Origin of the sequence: Fonticella tunisiensis (assembly GCF_004364155.1) — a bacterium.
GTDB classification, from domain to species: Bacteria; Bacillota; Clostridia; order Clostridiales; family Caloramatoraceae; genus Fonticella; species Fonticella tunisiensis.
This window is the reverse complement of the sequence record NZ_SOAZ01000007.1, coordinates 107,253-129,166: the sequence shown is the minus strand read 5'-3', so window position 1 is coordinate 129,166 and position 21,914 is coordinate 107,253. Positions and strand designations below refer to the sequence as shown.

Annotated in this window: 17 protein-coding genes, 1 tRNA gene and 3 rRNA genes; 17 read left to right on the top strand and 4 right to left on the bottom strand. The window is 38.4% G+C overall.

Annotated elements, in window-relative coordinates:
- The 4 genes from EDD71_RS06035 to EDD71_RS06025 form a co-directional block, all read left to right on the top strand.
- Positions 1-95: ribosomal RNA gene (locus tag EDD71_RS06035) — 23S ribosomal RNA — on the top strand; the annotation flags it as partial.
- Positions 96-214: 119 nt separating this feature from the next.
- Positions 215-331, top strand: a 5S ribosomal RNA gene (gene rrf / locus EDD71_RS06030).
- A gap of 11 nt (positions 332-342) precedes the next feature.
- Positions 343-458: ribosomal RNA gene (gene rrf, locus EDD71_RS16095) — 5S ribosomal RNA — on the top strand.
- 23 nt (positions 459-481) lie between these two features.
- Positions 482-556: transfer RNA gene (locus tag EDD71_RS06025), tRNA-Asn, on the top strand.
- Between the two features lie 629 nt (positions 557-1,185).
- On the opposite strand, the gene EDD71_RS06020 is transcribed toward EDD71_RS06025, so the two are convergent.
- Entirely contained in the window at positions 1,186-2,820 is a 1,635-nt protein-coding gene (locus EDD71_RS06020) for an alkaline phosphatase (RefSeq protein ID WP_133627849.1), read from the bottom strand.
- A 633-nt stretch (positions 2,821-3,453) separates the two neighbouring features.
- On the opposite strand from EDD71_RS06020, the gene EDD71_RS06015 reads away from it, so the two are divergent.
- From EDD71_RS06015 to pgsA, 12 genes are all read left to right on the top strand, one after another.
- Positions 3,454-4,266, top strand: a complete 813-nt coding sequence (locus EDD71_RS06015; RefSeq protein ID WP_133627848.1) for an MIP/aquaporin family protein — start codon at positions 3,454-3,456, stop codon at positions 4,264-4,266.
- 193 nt (positions 4,267-4,459) lie between these two features.
- Positions 4,460-5,953, top strand: coding sequence for a glycerol kinase GlpK (gene glpK, locus EDD71_RS06010; protein WP_133627847.1), 1,494 nt, complete (start codon positions 4,460-4,462; stop codon positions 5,951-5,953).
- Between the two features lie 135 nt (positions 5,954-6,088).
- Positions 6,089-7,513 (top strand): NAD(P)/FAD-dependent oxidoreductase, encoded by a 1,425-nt coding sequence (locus EDD71_RS06005; protein ID WP_133627846.1) that lies wholly within the window; start codon positions 6,089-6,091, stop codon positions 7,511-7,513.
- 11 nt (positions 7,514-7,524) lie between these two features.
- A complete protein-coding gene (locus EDD71_RS06000; protein ID WP_133627845.1) occupies positions 7,525-8,781 on the top strand; it encodes an NAD(P)/FAD-dependent oxidoreductase in 1,257 nt (418 codons plus the stop codon).
- A gap of 2 nt (positions 8,782-8,783) precedes the next feature.
- On the top strand, positions 8,784-9,146 hold the full coding sequence (locus EDD71_RS05995; protein ID WP_133627844.1) for a DUF1667 domain-containing protein: 363 nt from the start codon (positions 8,784-8,786) through the stop codon (positions 9,144-9,146).
- A 26-nt stretch (positions 9,147-9,172) separates the two neighbouring features.
- A complete protein-coding gene (locus tag EDD71_RS05990; protein WP_133627843.1) occupies positions 9,173-10,459 on the top strand; it encodes a sigma-54 interaction domain-containing protein in 1,287 nt (428 codons plus the stop codon).
- 200 nt (positions 10,460-10,659) lie between these two features.
- Positions 10,660-11,658 carry a dihydroxyacetone kinase subunit DhaK gene (gene dhaK, locus EDD71_RS05985; RefSeq protein ID WP_133627842.1) on the top strand — a complete coding sequence of 333 codons (999 nt, stop codon included), beginning with the start codon at positions 10,660-10,662 and terminating at the stop codon, positions 11,656-11,658.
- Positions 11,659-11,792: 134 nt separating this feature from the next.
- On the top strand, positions 11,793-12,437 hold the full coding sequence (gene dhaL / locus EDD71_RS05980; protein ID WP_133627841.1) for a dihydroxyacetone kinase subunit DhaL: 645 nt from the start codon (positions 11,793-11,795) through the stop codon (positions 12,435-12,437).
- An 86-nt stretch (positions 12,438-12,523) separates the two neighbouring features.
- The gene (locus tag EDD71_RS05975) at positions 12,524-13,048 is read left to right on the top strand and encodes a type 1 glutamine amidotransferase domain-containing protein (RefSeq protein WP_133627840.1); all 525 of its coding nucleotides are present in this window, start codon (positions 12,524-12,526) and stop codon (positions 13,046-13,048) included.
- An 88-nt stretch (positions 13,049-13,136) separates the two neighbouring features.
- The gene (gene dhaM, locus EDD71_RS05970) at positions 13,137-13,529 is read left to right on the top strand and encodes a dihydroxyacetone kinase phosphoryl donor subunit DhaM (protein ID WP_133627839.1); all 393 of its coding nucleotides are present in this window, start codon (positions 13,137-13,139) and stop codon (positions 13,527-13,529) included.
- Positions 13,530-13,551: 22 nt separating this feature from the next.
- Entirely contained in the window at positions 13,552-13,797 is a 246-nt protein-coding gene (locus EDD71_RS05965; RefSeq protein ID WP_133627838.1) for an HPr family phosphocarrier protein, read from the top strand.
- A gap of 589 nt (positions 13,798-14,386) precedes the next feature.
- Positions 14,387-14,971: a CDP-diacylglycerol--glycerol-3-phosphate 3-phosphatidyltransferase gene (gene pgsA, locus EDD71_RS05960; RefSeq protein ID WP_133627837.1), complete on the top strand. Its 585-nt coding sequence runs from the start codon at positions 14,387-14,389 to the stop codon at positions 14,969-14,971.
- 50 nt (positions 14,972-15,021) lie between these two features.
- Here pgsA and EDD71_RS05955 read toward each other — a convergent pair whose 3' ends face one another.
- Together EDD71_RS05955 and EDD71_RS05950 are read right to left on the bottom strand one after the other, a co-directional pair.
- Complete coding sequence (locus EDD71_RS05955) at positions 15,022-17,064, bottom strand: SPFH domain-containing protein (RefSeq protein WP_133627836.1); 2,043 nt, start codon at positions 17,062-17,064, stop codon at positions 15,022-15,024.
- Positions 17,065-17,513: 449 nt separating this feature from the next.
- The gene (locus EDD71_RS05950) at positions 17,514-19,256 is read right to left on the bottom strand and encodes a methyl-accepting chemotaxis protein (protein ID WP_133627835.1); all 1,743 of its coding nucleotides are present in this window, start codon (positions 19,254-19,256) and stop codon (positions 17,514-17,516) included.
- Between the two features lie 259 nt (positions 19,257-19,515).
- Here EDD71_RS05950 and EDD71_RS05945 point away from each other — a divergent pair, with 259 nt between their 5' ends.
- A complete protein-coding gene (locus tag EDD71_RS05945; RefSeq protein WP_133627834.1) occupies positions 19,516-20,094 on the top strand; it encodes an HDIG domain-containing metalloprotein in 579 nt (192 codons plus the stop codon).
- Between the two features lie 624 nt (positions 20,095-20,718).
- On the opposite strand, the gene EDD71_RS05940 is transcribed toward EDD71_RS05945, so the two are convergent.
- On the bottom strand, positions 20,719-21,837 hold the full coding sequence (locus EDD71_RS05940) for a DUF362 domain-containing protein (RefSeq protein WP_133627833.1): 1,119 nt from the start codon (positions 21,835-21,837) through the stop codon (positions 20,719-20,721).
- Positions 21,838-21,914: the final 77 nt, after the last annotated feature.

The following is a 21,914-nucleotide window of genomic DNA, read 5'->3' as shown; positions in this document are numbered from 1 at the left end:
AAGACCCCTCAAAGAACATGAGGTTGATAGGCCTGAGGTGTAAGCGTCGTGAGGCGTTCAGCTGACAGGTACTAATAGGTCGAGGGCTTGATCAAAGCTGTGCAGTTTTGAGAGAACTAATATTAGTTCTTTTAGTGTGTCAGGCAGGATAGGAAAGACCCTAAAGGAATGCTAAGGAGTCTGACTTCCGACATCCGACCTCTGACATCTGTAATCCGGTGGCGATGGTGCAGGGGATACACCCGTTCCCATTCCGAACACGAAGGTTAAGCCCTGTAACGCCGATGGTACTATGGCGGAGACGCCATGGGAGAGTAGGTAGCTGCCGGATGAATAACACCTGACGATAGGGAGTGCAGGGTGAGTAACCCGCTCCCATCCGAGCCAGGTCGGTTAAGCCCTGCAGGGCCGATGGTACTGAGCTGGAGACGGCTCGGGAGAGTAGGTAGCTGCCGGATTCAATTGAATAAATCTTTATCGTTCCATGGTAGCTCAATGGTGGAGCATCCGGCTGTTAACCGGAGGGTTGGAGGTTCGAGTCCTCTCCATGGAGCCATTTTATTTTTTGAATACAATGTTGTCGCAAGCCAGCTGTTTAACGGTCGGGTTGGAGGCTTAGGTCCTCTCCATGGAGCCACTTTATTTTTTGAATACAATGTTGTCGCAAGCCAGCAGTTCAACGGTCGGGTTGGAGGTTCGAGTCCTCTCCATGGAGCCATTTTATTTTTGAATACAATGTTGTCGCAAGCCAGCAGTTCAACGGTCGGGTTGGAGGCTTAGGTCCTCTCCATGGAGCCATTTTATTTTTTGCATATAATAATGTTGCAATTAGTTTGACAATATCCTGCTTTCTGCTAAGAAAGCGGAGATAAAAAATATATGGAATTCACATAAAGCGAGCATCTAGAAGTTCCAGGCGAAGGGATGCAGAAAAATCCTAGAACTTTCATTTGTTTGAGCAAGGCGAGTTTGATGAAAGTTCTTGATTTTTCAAATCCCGAGTCTTAGAACTTCTTTGCTAAGCGCACTGGTGAATGAAATATATTTTTTATCGCAGCGTTCTTTGAAAGTGAAAACCAGAACGATGAGTTAATTTAGAAATGAAATATGGACAGACTATAGAAGCAATAGCAAAAGGTGTATGCTCCTTTGGGCATGCACCTTTTGGATAAATACGTCTTACAATTATCTTAGCAATTCAACTGCCTGCATTGGTACGTAAACATCCTCAACATTATATTTATCATTTTTCTTTATACAAACAATAACTCCATTTAACTTGCAAGTATTTCCGTTTAGCTCTGCAATATTAGTGTAGCCATGAAGTTTTAGGATATTTGTTCCTTTTGTAATATTGACTACAGGATTATCAATATCTGATGCATCTATTTCAACCTTCGCTCCACGAGCTTCAAATACTTTCTTTGCATTTACAAAGAGTTCTTTAGTGGCCTTTTCAAGATTTAATCCTAAAACTCTTGCCATATACCTTCCAACCTCTGTATTATCCTTAACACCCTGCAATCTTTCAACACCATAGGGGGCGTAGTTAAATAAAGCAACGTCTCCTCCTACATGTCCGCCGGTTGTCCAACCTACATTCGATCTGGCGCTTATTACTTGCTTAATATTTTGAGGATCAGACTTAATAGATGATATTTCTTCAACTGTTGGATCGTTAATGCCATAGTAAGTATTTAATACTTCCTTTATTTTGCCTTCATCAGCATTCTTAAGAAGGGAAATGGCTAAATCTGCTGAAGCCTTTGCAGTCCTAAGTCTATTGACGCTTTCATCAAAGGTTATATATGAATATTCTTTATCATGTACTTTACTTCCTATCGTCAATCCACCTGTTCCATGATCCGCTGAGGAAACCACTACTGTATGGCCATCCTTCCTGGCGAAATCAAGTGCTACTTTAACAGCTTTATCAAAGGCTATTATGTCACTTACAACGCCCACAGGGTCATTTGCATGGGCTGCCCAGTCTATTTTACTTCCCTCAACCATAAGAAAGAATCCATCCTTATCCTTTGATAAAACTTCTATAGCCTTTTGAGTCATTTCCGCAAGTGTAGGCTGATCAGAGTTTGTAGTTTGACGGTCTATATCATACATTAAATCTCTAGGTGCAAAGGCTCCCCAGATTTTTGAAGCCTTTGATTTTTTCATTTCATCCCTTGTTGTCACATAATCATAGCCGAGGCTTTTTATGACTTCCCTGAGATCCTTTCCATCAGTTCTTTTTCCACCAGCTGCAGGCGTAAAAAATTCATCTCCTCCCCCAAGAACAACATCTAAACCGTTATATATTTGCTGTTTCATAAGAGAATTATAGTTTGATCTATCAGGATCATGAGCAGTAAAGTCTGCAGGAGTTGCGTGCATTATTTCTGATGTGACTACTATTCCTGTAGATTTTCCTTCAAGCCTTGCTGCTTCAACCAGCGTTGCAACAGGTCTATTTCCTTCTTGTTCGCTTAAAACGCCTACATGTTTATCATCTGTTTTATAACCTACTGCATATGCTGTTCCCCCTGGAGCTGAGTCGGTTATTGGACCATCTTTCCAGTAGGTTCTTGTAAGACCAACTGCAATTTCATCCATGGCAAGTGATTTTCCGCCGTTATACCATCTCGCCAGAGTTATGGCCTCTATGCTTGTTCCATCTGGAATAAGCATAATGACGTTTTTAACTTGAGTTTTGTTGTTAGCAGATGCTCCACTGCCAACGTTAAGCGAGTGTGTGCTGGTTACCAAGAATAGTAAGAACAGTACGGCTACTATAGATTTTTTGAGGTTTTTTAATTTGATCATATGTAGATCCCCCTTATTAAAATTCATATACATTATAAATGTATATGTTGAATATCTAAATTATTAATATTAATATGTGACAATATATGTTAAAATCTAAAATGGCTTTACATTGAGATTAAATTACTAAACCAGTGGAGATAGAAAGAATATTGAAAGACGATATAAAAATGCTGTAAAAAAGATTGATAAAAGATAGATTGCTTGTATTATACAAATTTGTTCAAAAATTTGATATTATTATAATATTAAGACATATTTTGTTAAAAGAAAATGAAATGAAAAACATTTCGAAATCATGTTTTAATAATGAATGGATTATATGTTTTTTAAGGAATATTTTCAGTTCCTATAAAGCTAAACATAATTAAATGTGGGATCTATAGTTGAAAGATTATAATATTTTATGAAAAAAATGGCGTGAAGTCCTATTTGCCTTTGTTATGCTGATTTTTATCAAAAAGAATTAGCGATATGTTAAATTCTATCAATTAACTATCTGTTAATAAAATAACATTATTGTTAATTGTCAAACAATTCTGTATTTTAAGCATCTTTGGCCTATAGTGCAATTATTTAGTGTTTTGGCACGATTATTGCACTATATATAAAAAAACATAAGGGGGTAATAACATGAAAAAAAGCATATTTGGGGAACTGGTGGCAGAATTTATCGGATCATTTATTCTTATATTCATTGGTGCTGGAGTTGTTGCAACTCTTGTTCTAAACAAAACCAACATAAGTCAATGGGAATTATCATTGGTATGGGGACTTGCAGTTACAATGGCTATCTATGTAACAGGAGCAGTTTCAGGAACACATATAAACCCTGCAGTAACAATAACTCTTGCAGTATGGAAGGGGTTTGACAGGAAGAAGATTGTTCCTTATATTATTGCTCAAATTGCAGGAACGTTTACCGCTGCTGCAGCGGTTTATGGGCTGTTTAGACCAGCATTCCTTTTATTTGAAAAGAACGCAGGTCTTGTAAGAGGAACTGCGGAAAGTGTAAAGCTTGTTGGAATATTTACAACCTTCCCGCAGCCATATTTAAATAATTTTGAAGCTTTCATGGTGGAGTTTGCAATTACTGCATTTCTCGTATTAGTTATTTTTGCAGTAGGCGACTCAAGAAACACCAATACACCAACAGCAGGAATGGCTGCTGTTATGATAGGCCTTACAATAGCAATCATAGGAACATCCTTTGGACCATTAACAGGATTTTCAATGAACCCTGCACGTGACCTTGGGCCAAGGCTTTTTGCCATGATTGCGGGCTGGGGAAGGGCAGCAGTGGGAGCGAATGAATATGGATTTATAGTTCCTATATTTGGACCAATAGCTGGTGCATTAGCAGGTGGATTTGTTTATGAAAAGCTAATTGTGCCATATTTTCCGGGAATCAAAATTGAGTCAAAGAGTAAAAACGTTAATAGGTAATATTGGACTATTAATATAACTCGTTGTGCCATTTTTGGCTTAAAAAACGCTGTGATAAAAAATATATTCCATTTACTAATACGCTTGTGCAAGGAAGTTTAAGAGATCGGATTGGCTGATAAGCATTGAAGCTAACCAAATAAACATCTATATAAGAGATGTTCTAAAAAAGAAAACCTAGGGGGGAGTTAAAATGTCAAAGTATATCCTATCATTTGATCAGGGAACAACAAGCTCAAGGGCTATAGTTTTCAACAAAAGTGGTGAGATAGTATCCGTTGCTCAGAAGGAGTTTACTCAGATTTATCCAAGGGCAGGATGGGTTGAACATGACCCTATGGAGATTTGGGGAACACAAATAGGCGTTGCAAATGAAGCCCTTGCCAAAGCAGGAATATCTGCAGATGATATAGCTGCAATAGGTATAACAAATCAGAGAGAAACTACTGTTGTATGGGATAAGAATACCGGAAAACCTGTGTATAATGCAATAGTATGGCAGTGTAGAAGAACATCACCGATTTGTGATGAATTGAAAAACAAAGGGCTTGCTGAAGCGATCAGAAAGAAAACAGGGCTAGTTGTTGACGCATATTTTTCAGGAACCAAGATAAAGTGGATTCTTGACAACGTCGAGGGAGCAAGGGAAAGGGCAGAAAGAGGAGAACTTCTCTTCGGAAATATCGATACATGGCTTATTTGGAACCTGACAGGAGGGAAAGTGCATGTAACTGACTACTCCAATGCCTCAAGAACAATGCTATTTAACATACATGAACTTAAATGGGACGATGATATACTTAAAGAGCTCAATATTCCAAAGTCGATGCTTCCAGAGGTTAAGCCATCAAGCTGTATCTATGGCTACACTAAGCTGGATGGCTCAACAGTTGAAGTTCCAATAGCAGGGGATGCGGGAGACCAGCAGGCTGCGTTATTTGGACAGGGATGCTTCCAGGAAGGTATGGCAAAGAACACCTATGGAACTGGATGCTTCATGCTCATGAATACAGGGGAAAAGCCAGTTGAATCCAAAAATGGGCTTCTTACAACCATAGCATGGGGAGTTGATGGAAAGGTCGAATATGCACTTGAAGGAAGTATATTCATAGCTGGTGCAGCGGTTCAATGGCTGAGGGATGAACTGAGAATGATAAAATCTGCAGCTGAGACAGAAAAATATGCATCATCCGTTGAGGACACAAACGGTGTATATTTTGTTCCTGCCTTTGTTGGAATGGGAGCACCATACTGGGATATGTACGCAAGGGGAACACTGGTTGGGCTTACAAGAGGAGCAAAGAAGGAACATGTTATCAGGGCGGTTCTTGAATCACTTGCATATCAGACGATGGACGTTTTAAATGCAATGCAGGAAGATTCAGGTATTAAGTTAAGTACATTAAAGGTTGACGGAGGAGCAGTTGCTAATAACTTCTTAATGCAGTTCCAGTCCGATATTTTAAACGTTCCTGTTGACAGGCCAAGGGTTATTGAAACCACAGCATTGGGAGCAGCCTATCTTGCCGGACTTGCAGTTGGATACTGGAAAAACAAGGAAGATATTCTCACCAACTGGGCAAGGGATAAAAAGTTTGAACCTAATATGGAACAGAAAAAGAGAGAAAAACTTATAAAGGGATGGGCAAAGGCTGTTGAAAGAGCATTAAAATGGGAAGAAGAATAAGTTTGAAATTTTAAAATATTATGATATAATTTGAGTAAAGTAAATATTTAATGGCGAGATGTGAGAGCCGTGCTGATTGGACCATAAATATGGTCTTTTTGGCACGGCTTTAATTATTGATTAGGGGGTGTAATTATGATTGATGTAATCGTTATAGGAGCAGGAATTACAGGTACTGCAATCGCAAGGGAACTATCAAAATATCAGATTGATGTAATGGTTGTTGAAAAGAGCTATGATATAGCTAATGGTGCGACAAAAGCAAACAGTGGAATTGTACATGCAGGTTATGATGCAAAGGAAGGAACATTAAAAGCTAAGCTGAATGTGATGGGAAATGAAATGTATGAGGATTTATGTAAAGAACTTGATGTTGATTTTATAAGAAATGGTTCCTTGGTAATAGCCTTTAGTGATGAAGAAATGAAGCATGTTGAAAAGCTTTATGAAAGGGGAATAAGAAATGGAGTTAAGGAGCTTGAAATCATAGATGGGGAACAGCTTAGAAAAATTGAACCTAACATAAGCGAAAATGCTGTTGGAGCGCTTCATGCAAAAACGGGAGGAATTGTGTCACCTTATGAATTGGCAATTGCCCTTGCAGAGATTGCTTTTCAAAATGGTGTAAAATTTCAGTTCCAAACTGAAGTTAGAAATATAAAAAGGAGAGAGGATTACTTTATAGTAGAGACTAGCAGAGGGAATATAGAGGCTAAATATGTTGTAAATGCAGCAGGTTTGTTTGCGGACGAAATAAACAGAATGCTTGGTGGTAAAGAATTCAGGATAATCCCAAGAAAAGGAGAGTACTGCCTGTTAGATAAGACTCAGGGAAAACATGTTAAAAACACTATCTTTCAGGTTCCAACATCAAAGGGAAAGGGAATACTTGTTTCTCCAACAGTTCATGGGAACCTGCTTTTAGGACCTAATGCTGTTGAAATTTATGAAAAGGATGATACGTCAACCACCTTTGAGGGCCTTGATGAAGTAATAAAAGGAGCTCAACGGAGTGTAAGAAACATAAATTTAAGGGACGTAATAACTTCATTTACAGGGGTTAGAGCTACGCCTGATACGGGAGATTTTATAATAAACTCTCCTTCAAAGGGTGCTGTAAATGCAGCAGGGATTGAATCACCGGGACTTACATCTGCACCTGCAGTAGCACTTATGGTTTTAGATCTTCTAAGGGAACAGGGACTTATTCTCAATAAAAAAGAGAACTTTAATCCAAAGAGGGTTAAACCAAGAAGATTTATAGATATGAACCAGGAAGAAAAGGAACAGGCCCTTAAGGAGAACAAGCTTTATGGAAGAGTGATCTGCAGGTGCGAACATATAACAGAGGGAGACATAATTAATGCAATATACAGGCCCCTTGGGGCAAGAACAGTTGATGGGGTTAAAAAAAGGCTCAGGGCTGGAATGGGAAGATGTCAGGGTGGATTTTGTATGCCAAGGGTTGTTGAAATCCTGGCCAGAGAGCTTAAGGTAGAACCTGAAGAAATCCTAAAGGCTGGAGAAGGCAGCAAAATACTTACAGGCAGGACTAAATAAGGAGGGATAACATGGAAAGAGAGATTGTTATAATCGGCGGAGGACCTGCGGGGCTTGCGGCAGCAGTTGAGGCAAGAAAAAACGGAATAGAAGATATACTCATTCTTGAAAGGGATAAGAGCCTTGGTGGAATACTTCAGCAGTGCATTCATAACGGATTCGGACTTCACATATTTGGAGAACAGTTAACAGGTCCAGAATATGCTGACAGGTTTATAAAGGAAGTAGAGAAGTTAAATATTGAATACAAGCTTGATACAATGGTACTTCATATATCCAGTGATAAAACTATTCAGGCTATAAACCCTGAAGATGGAATTATAAATATAAAAGCTAAGGCAATTATACTTGCAATGGGCTGCAGGGAAAGGACCAGAGGGGCGCTAAACATACCCGGTACAAGGCCGGCAGGTGTGCTTACAGCAGGAGCAGCTCAAAGATTTGTTAATATAGAAGGACATATGGTTGGGAAAAAGGTTGTAATATTGGGTTCGGGAGATATCGGACTAATTATGGCAAGACGTATGACGCTTGAAGGAGCAAAGGTTGAAATGGTTGTAGAGCTTATGCCATACTCAACGGGGCTTAAGAGAAACATTGTGCAGTGCCTTGATGACTTTAACATACCTCTGCTTTTTAGCCATACGGTTGTGCGGATACATGGAAAGGAAAGGCTTGAGGGAGTAACTATAGCTAAGGTTGGAGATGATAGAAAACCAATACCCGGAACCGAAAGGTTTGTTGAATGTGATACACTTCTACTTTCGGTAGGGCTTATACCTGAAAACGAGCTTTCAAGGGAAGCAGGAGTTAAGATAAACGATATAACATCTGGTCCTGTGGTGGATGAATCTATGCAGACATCCATAGATGGAATATTCGCATGTGGAAATGTTGTACATGTACATGACCTTGTGGACTTTGTTACAGAGGAAAGCAGGCTTGCAGGGCGTGGAGCGGCAAAATATATTAAAAAAGAGCTCAAAAAGTCTGATGAAAGAATATACGCAAAAGGCAACGGCGGCGTACGCTATGTAGTTCCATGCATTATAAATTCTGAAAATGTTGATAATGAAGTGAACTTCTTTATGCGTGTCGACAATGTATACAGAAACGTATATCTATGTGCAAAGCAGGGCGACACAGTAATAACAAAAGTAAAGAAGCAGATGGTTTCTCCAGGAGAGATGGAGCATCTTAAAATTAAAAGAGAAGTACTAAAACAAATCAAAAAGGGAGAAATAACATTCCATCTGGAGGAGGTGTAAATATGGAAGTAAAGAAAATGATATGCATTAATTGCCCTCTTGGATGCAGTCTGGAGATAACAATAGATGGCGAGGAAATTAATGTCTCTGGCAACAAGTGTAAAAGAGGAAGGGAATATGGAATATCAGAGATTAAGGACCCAAGAAGGATTGTAACTTCAACTGTTAGGGTTCTTAATGGAGATAAAATGCTTGTATCTGTAAAAACCAGCAGAGAAATACCAAAGAAACTGATATTCGACGTTATGAAGGAAATAAACGGTGTAAAATTGAAAGCCCCTGTATCAATTGGTGATATTGTAATTAAAGACATACTTGGTACAGGTGTTGATGTTGTTGCCACTTCTAATGCAAAAAAAATATGATTTCATTACTTAAGGAGTGAAGCAGCGTGAGTGTATCGGCTCGTGCTTATGAGTATATATCTCGCCCTATTATGGTTCTTGATAAAAAATTGAACATAAAGTATTTCAATAGAGCATTTTCAGCAGCCTTTAAAGTCAGCAGCAGGATTGAAGAAGGAAAAAATGTCGACTATTACAGGGAATATGATTGTTTAGGGTGGATTCATAAAAGAAAAAAAGAAATAGAGGACAAAAGTATTGAAAGTATCTGCATAGATGGAAATAGAGTGCATCTTTTTTATGAAGAAAATGGTGATGTTTATGTGGTATGGGATATATCTGCATACAATAGCGATAACAAAGTTAAAAGTATGAATGAACCGGTAATAATAGGTAAGAATAAAAAATTTATGGAAGTTCTGAATATGGCTAAAAAGATAGCATCTACCGAAGTGCCGGTTGTTATTTGTGGAGAGAGTGGAACAGGGAAGGAACTGCTGGCTGATTTAATTCATAGCGGAAGCTGGAGAAAAGATGGGCCCTTTGTAAAAGTTAATTGTGCTGCCTTCCCTCAGGGGCTTTTGGAGAGTGAGCTATTTGGATACGAAAAGGGAGCATTCACAGGGGCATTGAAGGATAAAAGAGGAATATTCGAAATTGCTGACGGAGGTACCCTATTTTTGGATGAAATAGGGGAGCTTCCGCTTGAAATGCAGGCAAAGCTTCTCAGAGCACTTCAAAACGGTGAAATACAGCGTTTAGGGTCAGAACGCAAAATCATAATCGATGTCAGAGTTATAGCTGCCACCAACAGGAACCTTGAGGAAATGGTTATGAAAGGGAAATTCAGGCTTGACCTGTTTTATAGATTAAACGTAGTGAACCTTCTTATTCCACCTCTGAGGGAACGTAGAGATGATATTGAGATGATGGTGGAGTACTTTATAGAGAAGATTAACATAAAAAACAGAACTAAAATCAAAGGTATTAGTAAGGAAGCCCTTGATGTCATGATGAACTATAATTGGCCAGGAAATATAAGGGAATTGATGAACGTGGTAGAGAGAATGATAGTTCTTGCGGAGGGAGAATATCTTTATGTTAATGATTTGCCCAAGAATATAAGAAACTGTCAGGGCGATTGTGTAAAAGAATGTGCAATAGAATCCTTTTTAAAGGATGGAAAGATCTCCAAAATAGAGGATTATGAAAAGGAAATTATTAGAGCAGCTTTAGAAAAATATGGAAGCTTTAACGCGGCAGCAAAGGCTCTGGGAGTTACCCATGCTACAGTAGCAAGCAAAGCAAAAAAATATCAAATTGTAGGATATTAAAAGCATTATTAACTTTATTACATGCATGTTATTTTAAAAATAACTAACTAATTACCTAATTTATGTAATTTTTTAGAACGTTATCAGCATAAAAATGTAGGAGAAAAACAAATGAATACTTTATGAATATCCATTTATTTTCATGTCCATGAGCTATTCCCGTAAGGGAATAAATTTATAATATACCAGGAGGGGAAAAAATGAAAAAATTAATTAACAATCCTGAGGTAGTTGTTGAGGAAATGATGCAGGGCATAGTTCTTGCATATCCACAGTATGTAAGAAAACTCGACTGTGGAAATGTTCTCGTTCGTAAGGATGCACCATGTGTGGACAAGGTTGCTCTGGTTAGCGGCGGTGGAAGCGGCCATGAGCCTGCCCATGGAGGATATGTTGGAAAGGGAATGCTTGATGCAGCAGTTGCAGGCGCAGTGTTTACATCACCAACGCCGGATCAGGTATATGAGGCTATCAAAGCGGTTGCAGGAGATAAAGGTGTTCTCCTTATAATTAAGAACTATACTGGAGATGTTATGAACTTTGAAATGGCTAAGGAAATGGCTGAGATGGAAGGAATAAGGGTAGAAAGCGTTGTAGTTAATGATGATGTAGCAGTAGAAAATAGCACATGGACGACAGGAAGAAGAGGAATTGCAGGAACTGTTTTTGTACATAAGATAGCCGGGGCCGCTGCCGAGGCGGGGGAAGACCTTGATAAGGTTAAGGAGGTTGCTGAAAAGGTTATAGCAAATGTTAGAAGTATGGGTATGGCATTAACACCATGCATAGTTCCAGCAGCGGGAAAACCTAATTTCACCCTCGGGGAAAATGAAATGGAAATAGGAATGGGAATTCATGGTGAGCCAGGAACCCACAGAGAAGAGCTAAAACCAGCCGACGATATAACTACACATCTCATGTCAAAGATACTTGAGGATATGAATCTTTCACATGGTGATGAAGTTGCAGTTATGGTAAACGGCCTTGGGGCCACACCACTCATGGAACTTTTCATTGTTAACAGGAAAGTGCATGAATTATTAAATGAGAGTGGAGTTAAAGTTTATAAGACATTCGTTGGAGAGTTTATGACATCGATGGAAATGGCCGGATGCTCTGTGTCACTTCTAAAGCTTGACGATGAATTAAAGGCCCTCCTTGATGCGCCATCAGATACTCCTGGATTTAAGGTATTATAATACAGATAAAAGGCAGCAGAATATATATTGCTGCCTTTATGCTCAATTATATTTTTCTCCATTGTCATTGGATTAAATTCTAATGTAAAGTCTTTATTTCTTTTTTATGGAAGTACTTAAGGGAGGTTATAAAAATGTCATTAAAAGTTAGGGATGTCGCTGCCTTAATTGAAAAAATAGGGGACGTTATAGAGGAAAATAAAGAGTTTTTAACTGAACTGGATGCAGCCATTGGAGACGGAGACCATGGGCTGAATATGAACAAGGGATTTAAAGTTGTAAAGGATAAAATGAATTCAACAAATATAAAGGATATAGGCGAGCTTTTTAAGCTTGTGGGATTAACCCTTATAGCAACCGTTGGCGGAGCATCTGGACCTCTTTATGGTACAGCCTTTATGAAGGGCGGTATGGCTGTGGCAGGAAAGACTGAGGTAGACATGAATGATTTTATAAAGATTATGGATGAAGCAATAAAGGGTATTAAGATGAGGGGAAAGGCTGAGGCAGGGGACAAAACAATGATAGATGCCCTAGAGCCGGCTTTTAATGCGCTGAAAGAAGGGGTTTTAAAGGAGCTTCCTGCGGTTGATATACTTAAAAATGCCAGAGAGGCTGCTCTAAACGGAGTAAACTATACAAAGGAGATAGCGGCACGAAAGGGAAGGGCAAGCTATCTTGGGGAAAGGAGTATTGGACATCAGGATGCAGGGGCTACATCAAGCTTTTTGATGATAGATGCGATTTATGAATTTGTTAAGGACAACACTAAATGTTAGGAGAAACAAATTTTTAAAGGGCAGTGATAAAGAGATATCAAACAGTTTTTAGTAAGAATAACATAAACCTATGTAGGAGGGAAAATATGAGGCTTTTTGGTAAAAGAGTTATTATGCTTGCTGAAGAAGGATTTGAGGATTTAGAGCTGTGGTATCCTGTGCTTAGGCTCAGGGAGGAGGGATGTGATGTGGTCATCGTTGGAAGTGGAAGTCAGAAGACCTATAGAGGTAAATATGGTTTAAGTGTAACTGTTGATGCAAATATAGACGAAGTAACTTCAGAGGGATTCGATGGAATACTTGTACCAGGAGGGTGGGCACCGGATAAGTTAAGGCGGTATCCAAAAGTAACCAGTCTGGTTAGGAAGTTCTTTGAAGAGGGAAAGCTTCTTGCAACTATATGCCACGGTGGATGGGTGTTCATATCAGCTAAGGTTTTAAAGGGGTACAGGATGACATGCGTCAATGCAATTATCGACGATGTAGAAAATGCAGGAGCAAAATATGTTGATGAGGAGGTAGTTGTTGACAGGAACCTTATTACCTCAAGAACTCCAAAGGATTTGCCAGCATATATGAGGGCTATAATTGATTATCTTGAAGGGGTATAATAGATTAACATCTTTGCTGCTTTGTGAAGAAATATATAGAATAAATTATTTTTAGGCTCTTATTAGAAAAACGTAAGGGGGGATAATTATGTTGGGAATAATTGTAGTCTCGCACAGCGAAAAGGTTGCCGAAGGAGTTAAGGACATAGCTGAACAGATGAATAGTGGACAGGTTTTAATAAGAGCAGCAGGTGGAGCTGAGGATGGAAGAATTGGAACAAACCCTGTAAAAATAAAGGAAGCCATAGAGGAAGCAAAGGTGGCAGATAATATACTTGTTTTTGTTGATATTGGAAGCGCTGTGATGGGAACTGAAACTGCAATTGACATGCTTGAGAAGAGTATAAGGGAAAAGGTAAAAATAGTTGATGCACCGCTTGTAGAAGGAGTTCTTGCTGCAGTTATACAGGCATCAGTTGAACAGGACATTGAGGGCGTTATAAACACCGCTATTGAGAGCAAAAATATGTGCAAGCTTTAAAAATCAGGAGGAAGTATTATAAATGATCGAAAGACAGATAACTATAAAAAGGGATGATGGTTTTCATGCAAGGCCTGCAGCTGAAATATTAAAGGCTGCCAACAAATTTAAAAGCACTATATATATTAAAAAAGATGGTAAATTGATATCCGCAAAAAGTATACTTAACCTATTAAGCCTTGCTTTAAAATGTGGCGAAACAATTGAACTTATAATAGATGGAGAAGATGAGAAACAGGCTTTAGATGAGATAATTGGATTATTTTAATTTTAAATAATCACGGGGATAATAAGCTAAAGGGATGACGTTCTGATTTAATCTACGGGAACATCATCCCTTTATAACGTATTATTAAAATATGCTACTCTAAAAAGCCCATTGGAATAATAGCAGAAAGAATATGCAGATCGACGCTGTGATAAAAAATATATTACTCTCACAACTACGCTTGCGCATAGAGGTTCTAAAGCTCGGGACAGCTGACAAGCCAAGTAAGCTTTTAAAACTCGCTTAGCTCAAACACCACGAACTCTACTTCGGCTTCTCAGATGTCCTCTCGCTAAGAACCTCTAGTTGCTCGCTAAAATAGTTCGTTTCATATATTTTTTATCGCAGCGTCGGTCTGTAAATTTATCTAGCACAACGAGTAAAAATAATAACATAATAAATGAGCAAAATAAAATGGAATAAATATTTATAGTAATGTATTATCGAATAGGAAATAAATGTATTATCATAAATATTAATTACTGGAAATTAAGTTATTTTATATCTATAATATATAATATATTGTATATAAATTGATGGATTTGATCTGCTGGTTGCGAAATATAAAATTTGATAGGAGTGGTGCATAATGAATCTGGCAAATAAAATTACCATAGCAAGGGTTTTTTTAATACCTGTTTTTCTGATTTTTATATCCATAAAAGGAATATCCTTTGGTGTTCCGATAGCAACTATTGTTTTTATAATAGCGGCTTCTACGGATAAACTTGATGGATATATAGCAAGAAGCAGGAATCAGATAACAAACTTTGGGAAGTTCATGGATCCCCTTGCAGATAAGTTGCTTGTAACAGCTGCTCTTGTATCCCTTGTGGAGTATAAAATGCTTCCTGCATGGATAGTTATAATAATCATCGCAAGGGAATTTGCGGTAACGGGCTTAAGGGTTTTAGCGATGGCAAATGGCAGAATTATCGCAGCAAGTAAATGGGGAAAATTAAAAACAACAACACAGATTGCAGCAATAATCATAGCCCTTTTAAATCTTGATCATACCTTTATAAGCGTTTTTTCAAGTTCAGAGGCAAAAATTTTCAATAACTTCATAGGCACATTAGCTCCTATTGCCATATATGCTGCGCTGATAGCAACGATTATTTCAGGAATAGATTATTTTTTAAAGAACAGGGATGTTGTTAAATCCAATGAATGAAATGTATAAAGAAGGCTGTCATTGAAATATTTGAATGACAGCCTTCTTTATTACTTCTCCTTGGATGGAGCAACCTGGTTCATGGTTTCAACGCTTATTTCATCGGAAGTTTCTTTCTTCTCATTGTTTTGTTCAAGGCTTTTTAATATGAGGTCCTTAATCTCTTTAACCCTTGTATTTTCTACCTTGTCTCCTGTGCCATCAATCTTAACTCCAAGCTTTTCGCCAATAATTAAACTAAGAAGCATTTCAAAGGCGTTTACAGAGGAAGCTCCTTGTCCCATTGATATAACCGTCTTTGGAACTATGTCTATCTTTGATCTTTCAATGGCTGAGGTAAACTTATTCATTATATCCTGGAGAACTTGATATTGTGGGCCGCCGTAAGCTCTAACCTGCTCTTCAATTGCAATAGCTTTACCAATACCAACCCTTGCTTCCTTTTCGGCTTCTGCTTCTGCAATGGTCTTAATCTTTAAGGCTTCCTGGAGGGACCTTTGGAATTCTGCCTTACCCTGGTTACTTTGAATCTGAATATTTATTTCAGACTCTGTAAGGTATTTTTGCTGTGTGGCCTTTGATTCAGCTTCCCTAAGCTCCCTTTCCTTGGCAGCTGCCTTTTCCTGCTGAGAGTAGGTTTCAATTTGTTCTAATGCTATCTGTCTATCCCTTAGCTGCTTTAGAATAATCTCTATCTTATCATCATTTACGGAGGCTGAAGGTGTTCCTATTAGTACTTCCTCAAGTTCAAGGTTGTAGTGGTTGAACTTTTCCATCATTTCACTTGAAGCAATATTTTGAATTTCATTTCGTTCCTGTATAAGTTGTATAAGGGTTTTAGTTTGACCTATATTTTTAAAGTAAGCAGACACCATTGGATCAAGGGTCTGGTCAACGAGCATCTTGATATCGCCAAACCTTTGGATAACAAGGGGAGCTTTTTTGTAATCTATGTGCATAACTACTGAAAGAGGGAGGGATGGCTCAAAGGCATCCTTGGTGATCAGGCTTACTTCTTTAAGGTTTTCATCGTATCTATGATTTCCGCTCTGATTGCTTATCCATTTTAATATGATGTTTGTTGTTGGAACCTTTATAATCTTTCCCGCATAGGTGTTAAAGGCGTATTTACCTGGCATTAGGGGAGTTCTCCAAACGCCCCTATATCCATTTTCAACAAGTTCGCCATGCTTATACTCATCACCTGTTGAATCAATACCCTTGGGGCCTATATATGATACAACAACTCCAACGTAACCTACATCAATAATAGTCTTATCAATAAGCTCAACCGTAGCAAAAAGCCTGTTAATAAAGTAGGTACCTTCAACTAGTACCTGATGCTGCCTTCCTCTAAACCCGCCAGCCCTTAGGAACTTTTCAGGGTCCTGAAAGTTGTTGTGGTAGGTATCAGGATCCTCTGGATTATCACCAACGGTTGGAGCTATAATGTCATCCCTGTTAAGGGACAAACCGTCATGAACTGTAACGATTCCGACCTTGTCATCAGTACCTTTAATTACTATAGGGGTAAATCCATTCCTATCCTTTAAAAGAGCTGCCATTTTATTAATGGTAACTTCCTCTGAGTGGGAACCCATAGGAAGATAGTAGGTTTTGTCCTCAGTTATTATGATAAACTGTGCAAGGTTAAAAGCGTAGGTTCCTTCACGGATGATACCTCTTTGAGGACCTTTCTGTCCACCCTTTTCCAGAAAGGCTTTTACATTTTGGAAGTTGTTACATTCAGGGATTACCCTTCCCAGGGTTTGTGTAGGCTCAAGGGGTTTACCGTCTCGGGCAAATACGTAGGCTATTTGACCCTGGGGTATAGTAACAAGTGGAGCCTTATGAACCTTATACATTAGAGGAGTTTTAAAGTGAATACCACCTCTTAATACTTCAGGTTGGTAGCCGGCTTCTCCATTTAAGGCTATTATCTGCTCATTTAAGGAACCCTTTGGAGACCACCATTTTTCAACAATGCCTATCTTGTTGCTGGGGATTATCCTAAAGCCTAAAAGCCATAAAAGAACAATTACGCCAAGTATGATGAGCATAGGAGTTGCAAGGGTCGCAAGTGACGTTAACATAAAATAACCTCCCATAAATTTATTTGAATTTTGTTATTAATGATACGAGTAAACTTAAGCCATTCCATGGAAACACGAAATCATATTGCTTTCATGCCTCTTTTATACAATGTAGTATAAAATACTACATTGTGCTATATAAAAATGATATTACATAGTAGAGATAATTACAATCTTCTATTTTAGAAGAAAAATATAATTTTTATAATATTTACCATTTATTTAAATATATCTTTACTTTTCGTGGATTATGCAGGTATATCATAAAAATTGTGGAATGGGGTTTGATGGAGAAAAAATATAAGCCAATACCAGAAAAGGGTATTGGCTTATAGCAAAAAGTCATATCCTATTAACAACTCTGACTAACGAATATCTTAATTCATTATGCTATAAAAACTAATGAATAGCTTATGCCAGGCAGATGGTGAAGAAGCTGAATAAAATTATTATTCAGCTTCTTGATTATTTTGTATTTTAAATATTTGAACCAAACCGTTCAGCTTTTCGGCAAGCTCAGCCTGACTCTGTGCAGATTTCGATACTTCTTCAATGGCAGTAGAAACTTCAGTAATGCTTGAAAGTATTTCCTCAGAGCTTGCAGCTGACTGCTGTGTTGTAGCTGACACGTTTTGAATAGCCATGTTTATCTGGTCAATGGATTCAAGCATTGACTTGGACGCAGTTGCTATTTCATGCCAGTATGATGTCATAAACTCAGAGTCCCTTTCGTAGGCCTCAGCTGTTTGTATGAGAAGTTCATAGTCGTTTGTTACATTTGTTTCCATGAAGTTTATAACGCTTTCAGCGCTTTGAGAAAGGTGGACAAAGGCTGCATAAACCCTTTGTATAACCTCCTGAATGCTGGAGACAGTTTGTGCAGACTGCTCCGCAAGCTTTCGTACCTCATCGGCAACCACTGCAAAGCCCCTTCCATGTTCTCCAGCCCTTGCAGCCTCTATTGCAGCATTTAGGGCAAGGAGGTTTGTTTGTGAAGCTATGTTTCCAATCGATTCAGCCATAACCTTTATCTGCTCTACAACCTTACCCTCTTCAATTGATTTTAATATATTTTCCCTTTGTTCCTGCATGATTCTCTTTGAATTTTCCATGGATCCTGTTCCCTTATTTTTTACTTCCCTTGCGTTTTTCATAACCATTTCAACATACTCTATTGTACTCTTTGCACTTTCAACAAAATCACTTGCAGTTCCCCTTACTTCCTCCATGGAAGTGCTTATCTGCTGTATAGATGAGCTCAATTCCTCAGCACCCTGGGATATTTGCTTTGAGGATTCGTTTACAGCTGCCATCTGGGATGAAATCTCTTCAATCGATGCGGACAACTCCTCGCTGGATGCACCAAGCTCGTTTGAACTCATATTTATTTCAGATATAAGATTTCGGGTATTTGCTGCAGCCATATTAAGTGAATTAATAATTATTCCAAGCTCATCCCTGGAGTTTGATGATATGGATTGAGTAAGATCACCTTTTTCAAGGCTCTCAGCAAAGGCCAAAACCTTTTTGGCCTCCCTTGCAAGGAGGTTTGATATAATTATTCCAAGGGCTATGGACAAAATAGCTCCAATTGAAATAATTATAATCATATTTATAAGTGATGAATTAAATATAGAGGCGTTTTGCTTTTTAATCTCCTCTGTATTTGCGAGTATTACGTTTATTATTCTTGTCAAATTATATTCAACATTCTTTCTAAGAGAATTATAGTCACCAGTATAAAGGCTATAGGCTGTAGCATAGTCTCCATTTTTTATTGCGTCCATAATATTTTTTTGAAGAGATTTATACTTATCATAATAGGGCTTAAACTCATCCTTGTAAATCCTTTCTTCATCCTCTGAGGAAAATGGTATAGCTTCAAATGCTGTAAAATGATCCTCATTAGATTTGCTTAAGGCATTTATTGCATTTTCGTACTCTTTAAGATTATCCTTATTCTGGCTGTTAAGTGCCTCTGAAATGTTTGCGCGCATTTCAAGAATATTTTGTTTTATATTAGTTATATTTTCAAGGGATGCGAGATAGCTGTCAGCTATAACCCTTCCGTTAGAGTTAATCCTCTGCATATTGATTATACCTTCAAGTCCGATAGATAGTAAGAACAATATGACCAAAAAGAAAGATGGTATAAGTTTTTGCCTTACTTTTAGGTTTCTAAACCATTTCATAAAATTTCCCCCTTAGTTTTTGCGTGTATCGACATATATATATGCATCTCTTTAATATTATCGAAGCTTTAGGATAGGTCTTTACCTTTAAAATAAATTTTTTAAAATAATATTAATGTTAGTTTAAATTATAACTCAAAGAGCATTCAGGAATTAGTGATGGATGCATAATAACAGGCTGGAATAAAAAACTTGACAATCCCTTTTACCATTACTATCATATATAGTAAAATTTACTAAGGAAAGAGGGTTATGGCTTATGCAAAAGATACCTACAAGGGAAGAGGCCTTTGAGCTTTTGAAAAAATATAATAAGGATGAAAGCCTCATACGCCACGCTGTTGCTGTTGAAGCAGTTATGAGACATTTTGCAAATCTTTTTGGCGAAGATGTAGAGAAGTGGGGAATTATTGGGCTTGTGCACGATCTTGATTATGAGATGTATCCCGACAAACACTGTACGATGACCAAGGAAATACTCGAAGAGGAAAACTGGCCAAAGGAGTACATAAGGGCCATAGTCAGCCACGGGTGGAAGCTTTGTTCAGATGTTGAACCGGTAGAGAGAATGGAGAAGGTATTATATACAATAGATGAGCTTACTGGGCTTATTGCTGCTGCAGCTCTTGTTAGACCAAGCAAAAGCATCATGGATATTGAGGTAAAATCCATTAAAAAGAAGTGGAAGCAGAGGAGCTTTGCGGCAGGAGTAAAGAGGGAAGTAATCGAAGAGGGCGCAGCAATGCTTGGTCTTGAACTCGATTACGTTATAGGGGAAACCATAAAAGGAATGCAAAAGGTAGCAGATGAGATCGGACTTAGGGGAACGGTAAATTAACTTAACGCGTTGTGCTACTCTGAAAAGCCCGTTGGAATAAAAGCAGATAAATTTACAGGCCGACGCTGCGATAAAAAATATATTTCATTCACCAGCACGCTTTGCAAAGAAGTTCTAAGGCTCGGGATTTGAAAAATCAAGAACTTTCGTTAAACTCGCCTTGCTTAAGTCACGAAAGTTTTAGGATTTTTCTGCATCCCTTCGCCTAGAACTTCTAATTGCCCGTTTTATGTGAATTTCATATATTTTTTATCTTCGCTTAGTTCCTGAACTGAAAAGCGGATTAATTTAGAAACTGTTTTCATAATATTGTGGTGAATTTTGTTTCATGCAGAGCTAGTTTTATTTTCAAAAGACGCTGTGATAAAAATATATTGCTCTCACAACTACGCTTGTGTACAGAACTTTTTCGTATCTGATGCAGGGAGTGAAGGTTCAACGTCTTAGCTGATTTGTGGCGAATTAATATGAAGACAAGGAATATTGCGTTGTATCCCTCTGGAGAGGAATTTTCAAACAAGACCAGTATTATAAAGAATGTCTAAGGTTGACATAAACGATATCCTTGCCGGAATGATGAATGGAGGAAAAAAATCTCCGCGATTTAATCACGGAGATTTTTTCTTACTTAAGTTCAATTAATTCATAATCCCTTGAGCCCATGCCAAGCTCCTCTCCATAGGAAAGCTGCATTTCTCCTCTGGTTTCCGGATGAAGGGCCTTAAATTTATCTTCCCCCGACTTAAGGCCATGTCCGCAGTCACCAAGTGCACTGTGGGAATGGCCAAGCTGCTGGTTCACAAGGTCATAGCTTGCCTGGTCTATTGCAACGGGGTCAAAGGATGCAAGTATACCTATATCAGGTACGATTGGGGCGTCACTCCATGGAACGCAGTCACATAGAGGAGTAACGTTTATAACAAAGTTTATAAATGCTATTTTATCCCTCTTGCATGAATATGCACCGTATGCGTATTCCGTCATTCTTTCAATGAAGGAGTCCATAGCTGTTCCCCATTGGGGCTTTATTACATCGTAGGTACAAATTGATATACATTCACCGCAGCCTATACATTTTTCAGGATTTATATATGCTGAACCGTCTACCATTGTTATTGCGTCAGCAGGGCAATTTTTAAGGCACATCTGACAGGCCCTGCAGTGATCACCAACCACTGGCTGAACAGTTGAATGCTGCTGCTGTTTTCCTGCGGCAGGGGCACATCCCATAGCAAGGTTTTTAATAGCTCCTCCAAAGCCAGCTATTTCATGGCCTTTGAAGTGAGACATAACGATCATAGAATCGGCACGAACTACGTTTGAAGATATCTTAACTGATTTAAAGTGTTTTTTATTGATTTCAATCTCCATGGAATCTTTGCTGTATATTCCATCGGAAATTACAATAGGAGCATTTACAACAGCATAGGCAAACCCATTTTCAATTGCAGTAACCAAATGGTCAACTCCATTTGCACGACTTCCCTTATACAGCGTGTTTGAGTCGGTTAAAAATGGCTTTCCTCCATTTGCTTTAACCTTATCAACGACCTGACGCACATATACGGGATTTATAAAAGCTGTGTTTCCTCTTTCTCCGAAATGAACCTTAATTGCAACAAGGTCATTCTCTTTAATTATGTTTTTAAAACCAGCAACATCGAAAAGCTTTGCAATCTTTTTGGGAATAGCCTGGGAAGCCTTGGAAGCCCTCATGTTGTAAAAATATACCTTTGATTTCATAACCATCCCTCCGTAAAAGATAGTGAAGCAGAGTTTTAAAACATTGTTTTTTGTACAGATTGAAGATATGCGAATTT

Coding starts and splice junctions, on each gene's coding strand:
- dhaL (WP_133627841.1), top strand. CDS start 11,793: ATGTCATTAAAAGTTAGGGATGTCGCTGCCTTAATTGAAAAAATAGGG.
- EDD71_RS06015 (WP_133627848.1), top strand. CDS start 3,454: ATGAAAAAAAGCATATTTGGGGAACTGGTGGCAGAATTTATCGGATCA.
- pgsA (WP_133627837.1), top strand. CDS start 14,387: ATGAATCTGGCAAATAAAATTACCATAGCAAGGGTTTTTTTAATACCT.
- dhaK (WP_133627842.1), top strand. CDS start 10,660: ATGAAAAAATTAATTAACAATCCTGAGGTAGTTGTTGAGGAAATGATG.
- EDD71_RS05975 (WP_133627840.1), top strand. CDS start 12,524: ATGAGGCTTTTTGGTAAAAGAGTTATTATGCTTGCTGAAGAAGGATTT.
- EDD71_RS05965 (WP_133627838.1), top strand. CDS start 13,552: ATGATCGAAAGACAGATAACTATAAAAAGGGATGATGGTTTTCATGCA.
- EDD71_RS06020 (WP_133627849.1), bottom strand. CDS start 2,820: ATGATCAAATTAAAAAACCTCAAAAAATCTATAGTAGCCGTACTGTTC.
- dhaM (WP_133627839.1), top strand. CDS start 13,137: ATGTTGGGAATAATTGTAGTCTCGCACAGCGAAAAGGTTGCCGAAGGA.
- EDD71_RS06000 (WP_133627845.1), top strand. CDS start 7,525: ATGGAAAGAGAGATTGTTATAATCGGCGGAGGACCTGCGGGGCTTGCG.
- EDD71_RS06005 (WP_133627846.1), top strand. CDS start 6,089: ATGATTGATGTAATCGTTATAGGAGCAGGAATTACAGGTACTGCAATC.
- glpK (WP_133627847.1), top strand. CDS start 4,460: ATGTCAAAGTATATCCTATCATTTGATCAGGGAACAACAAGCTCAAGG.
- EDD71_RS05955 (WP_133627836.1), bottom strand. CDS start 17,064: ATGTTAACGTCACTTGCGACCCTTGCAACTCCTATGCTCATCATACTT.
- EDD71_RS05940 (WP_133627833.1), bottom strand. CDS start 21,837: ATGAAATCAAAGGTATATTTTTACAACATGAGGGCTTCCAAGGCTTCC.
- EDD71_RS05945 (WP_133627834.1), top strand. CDS start 19,516: ATGCAAAAGATACCTACAAGGGAAGAGGCCTTTGAGCTTTTGAAAAAA.
- EDD71_RS05950 (WP_133627835.1), bottom strand. CDS start 19,256: ATGAAATGGTTTAGAAACCTAAAAGTAAGGCAAAAACTTATACCATCT.
- EDD71_RS05995 (WP_133627844.1), top strand. CDS start 8,784: ATGGAAGTAAAGAAAATGATATGCATTAATTGCCCTCTTGGATGCAGT.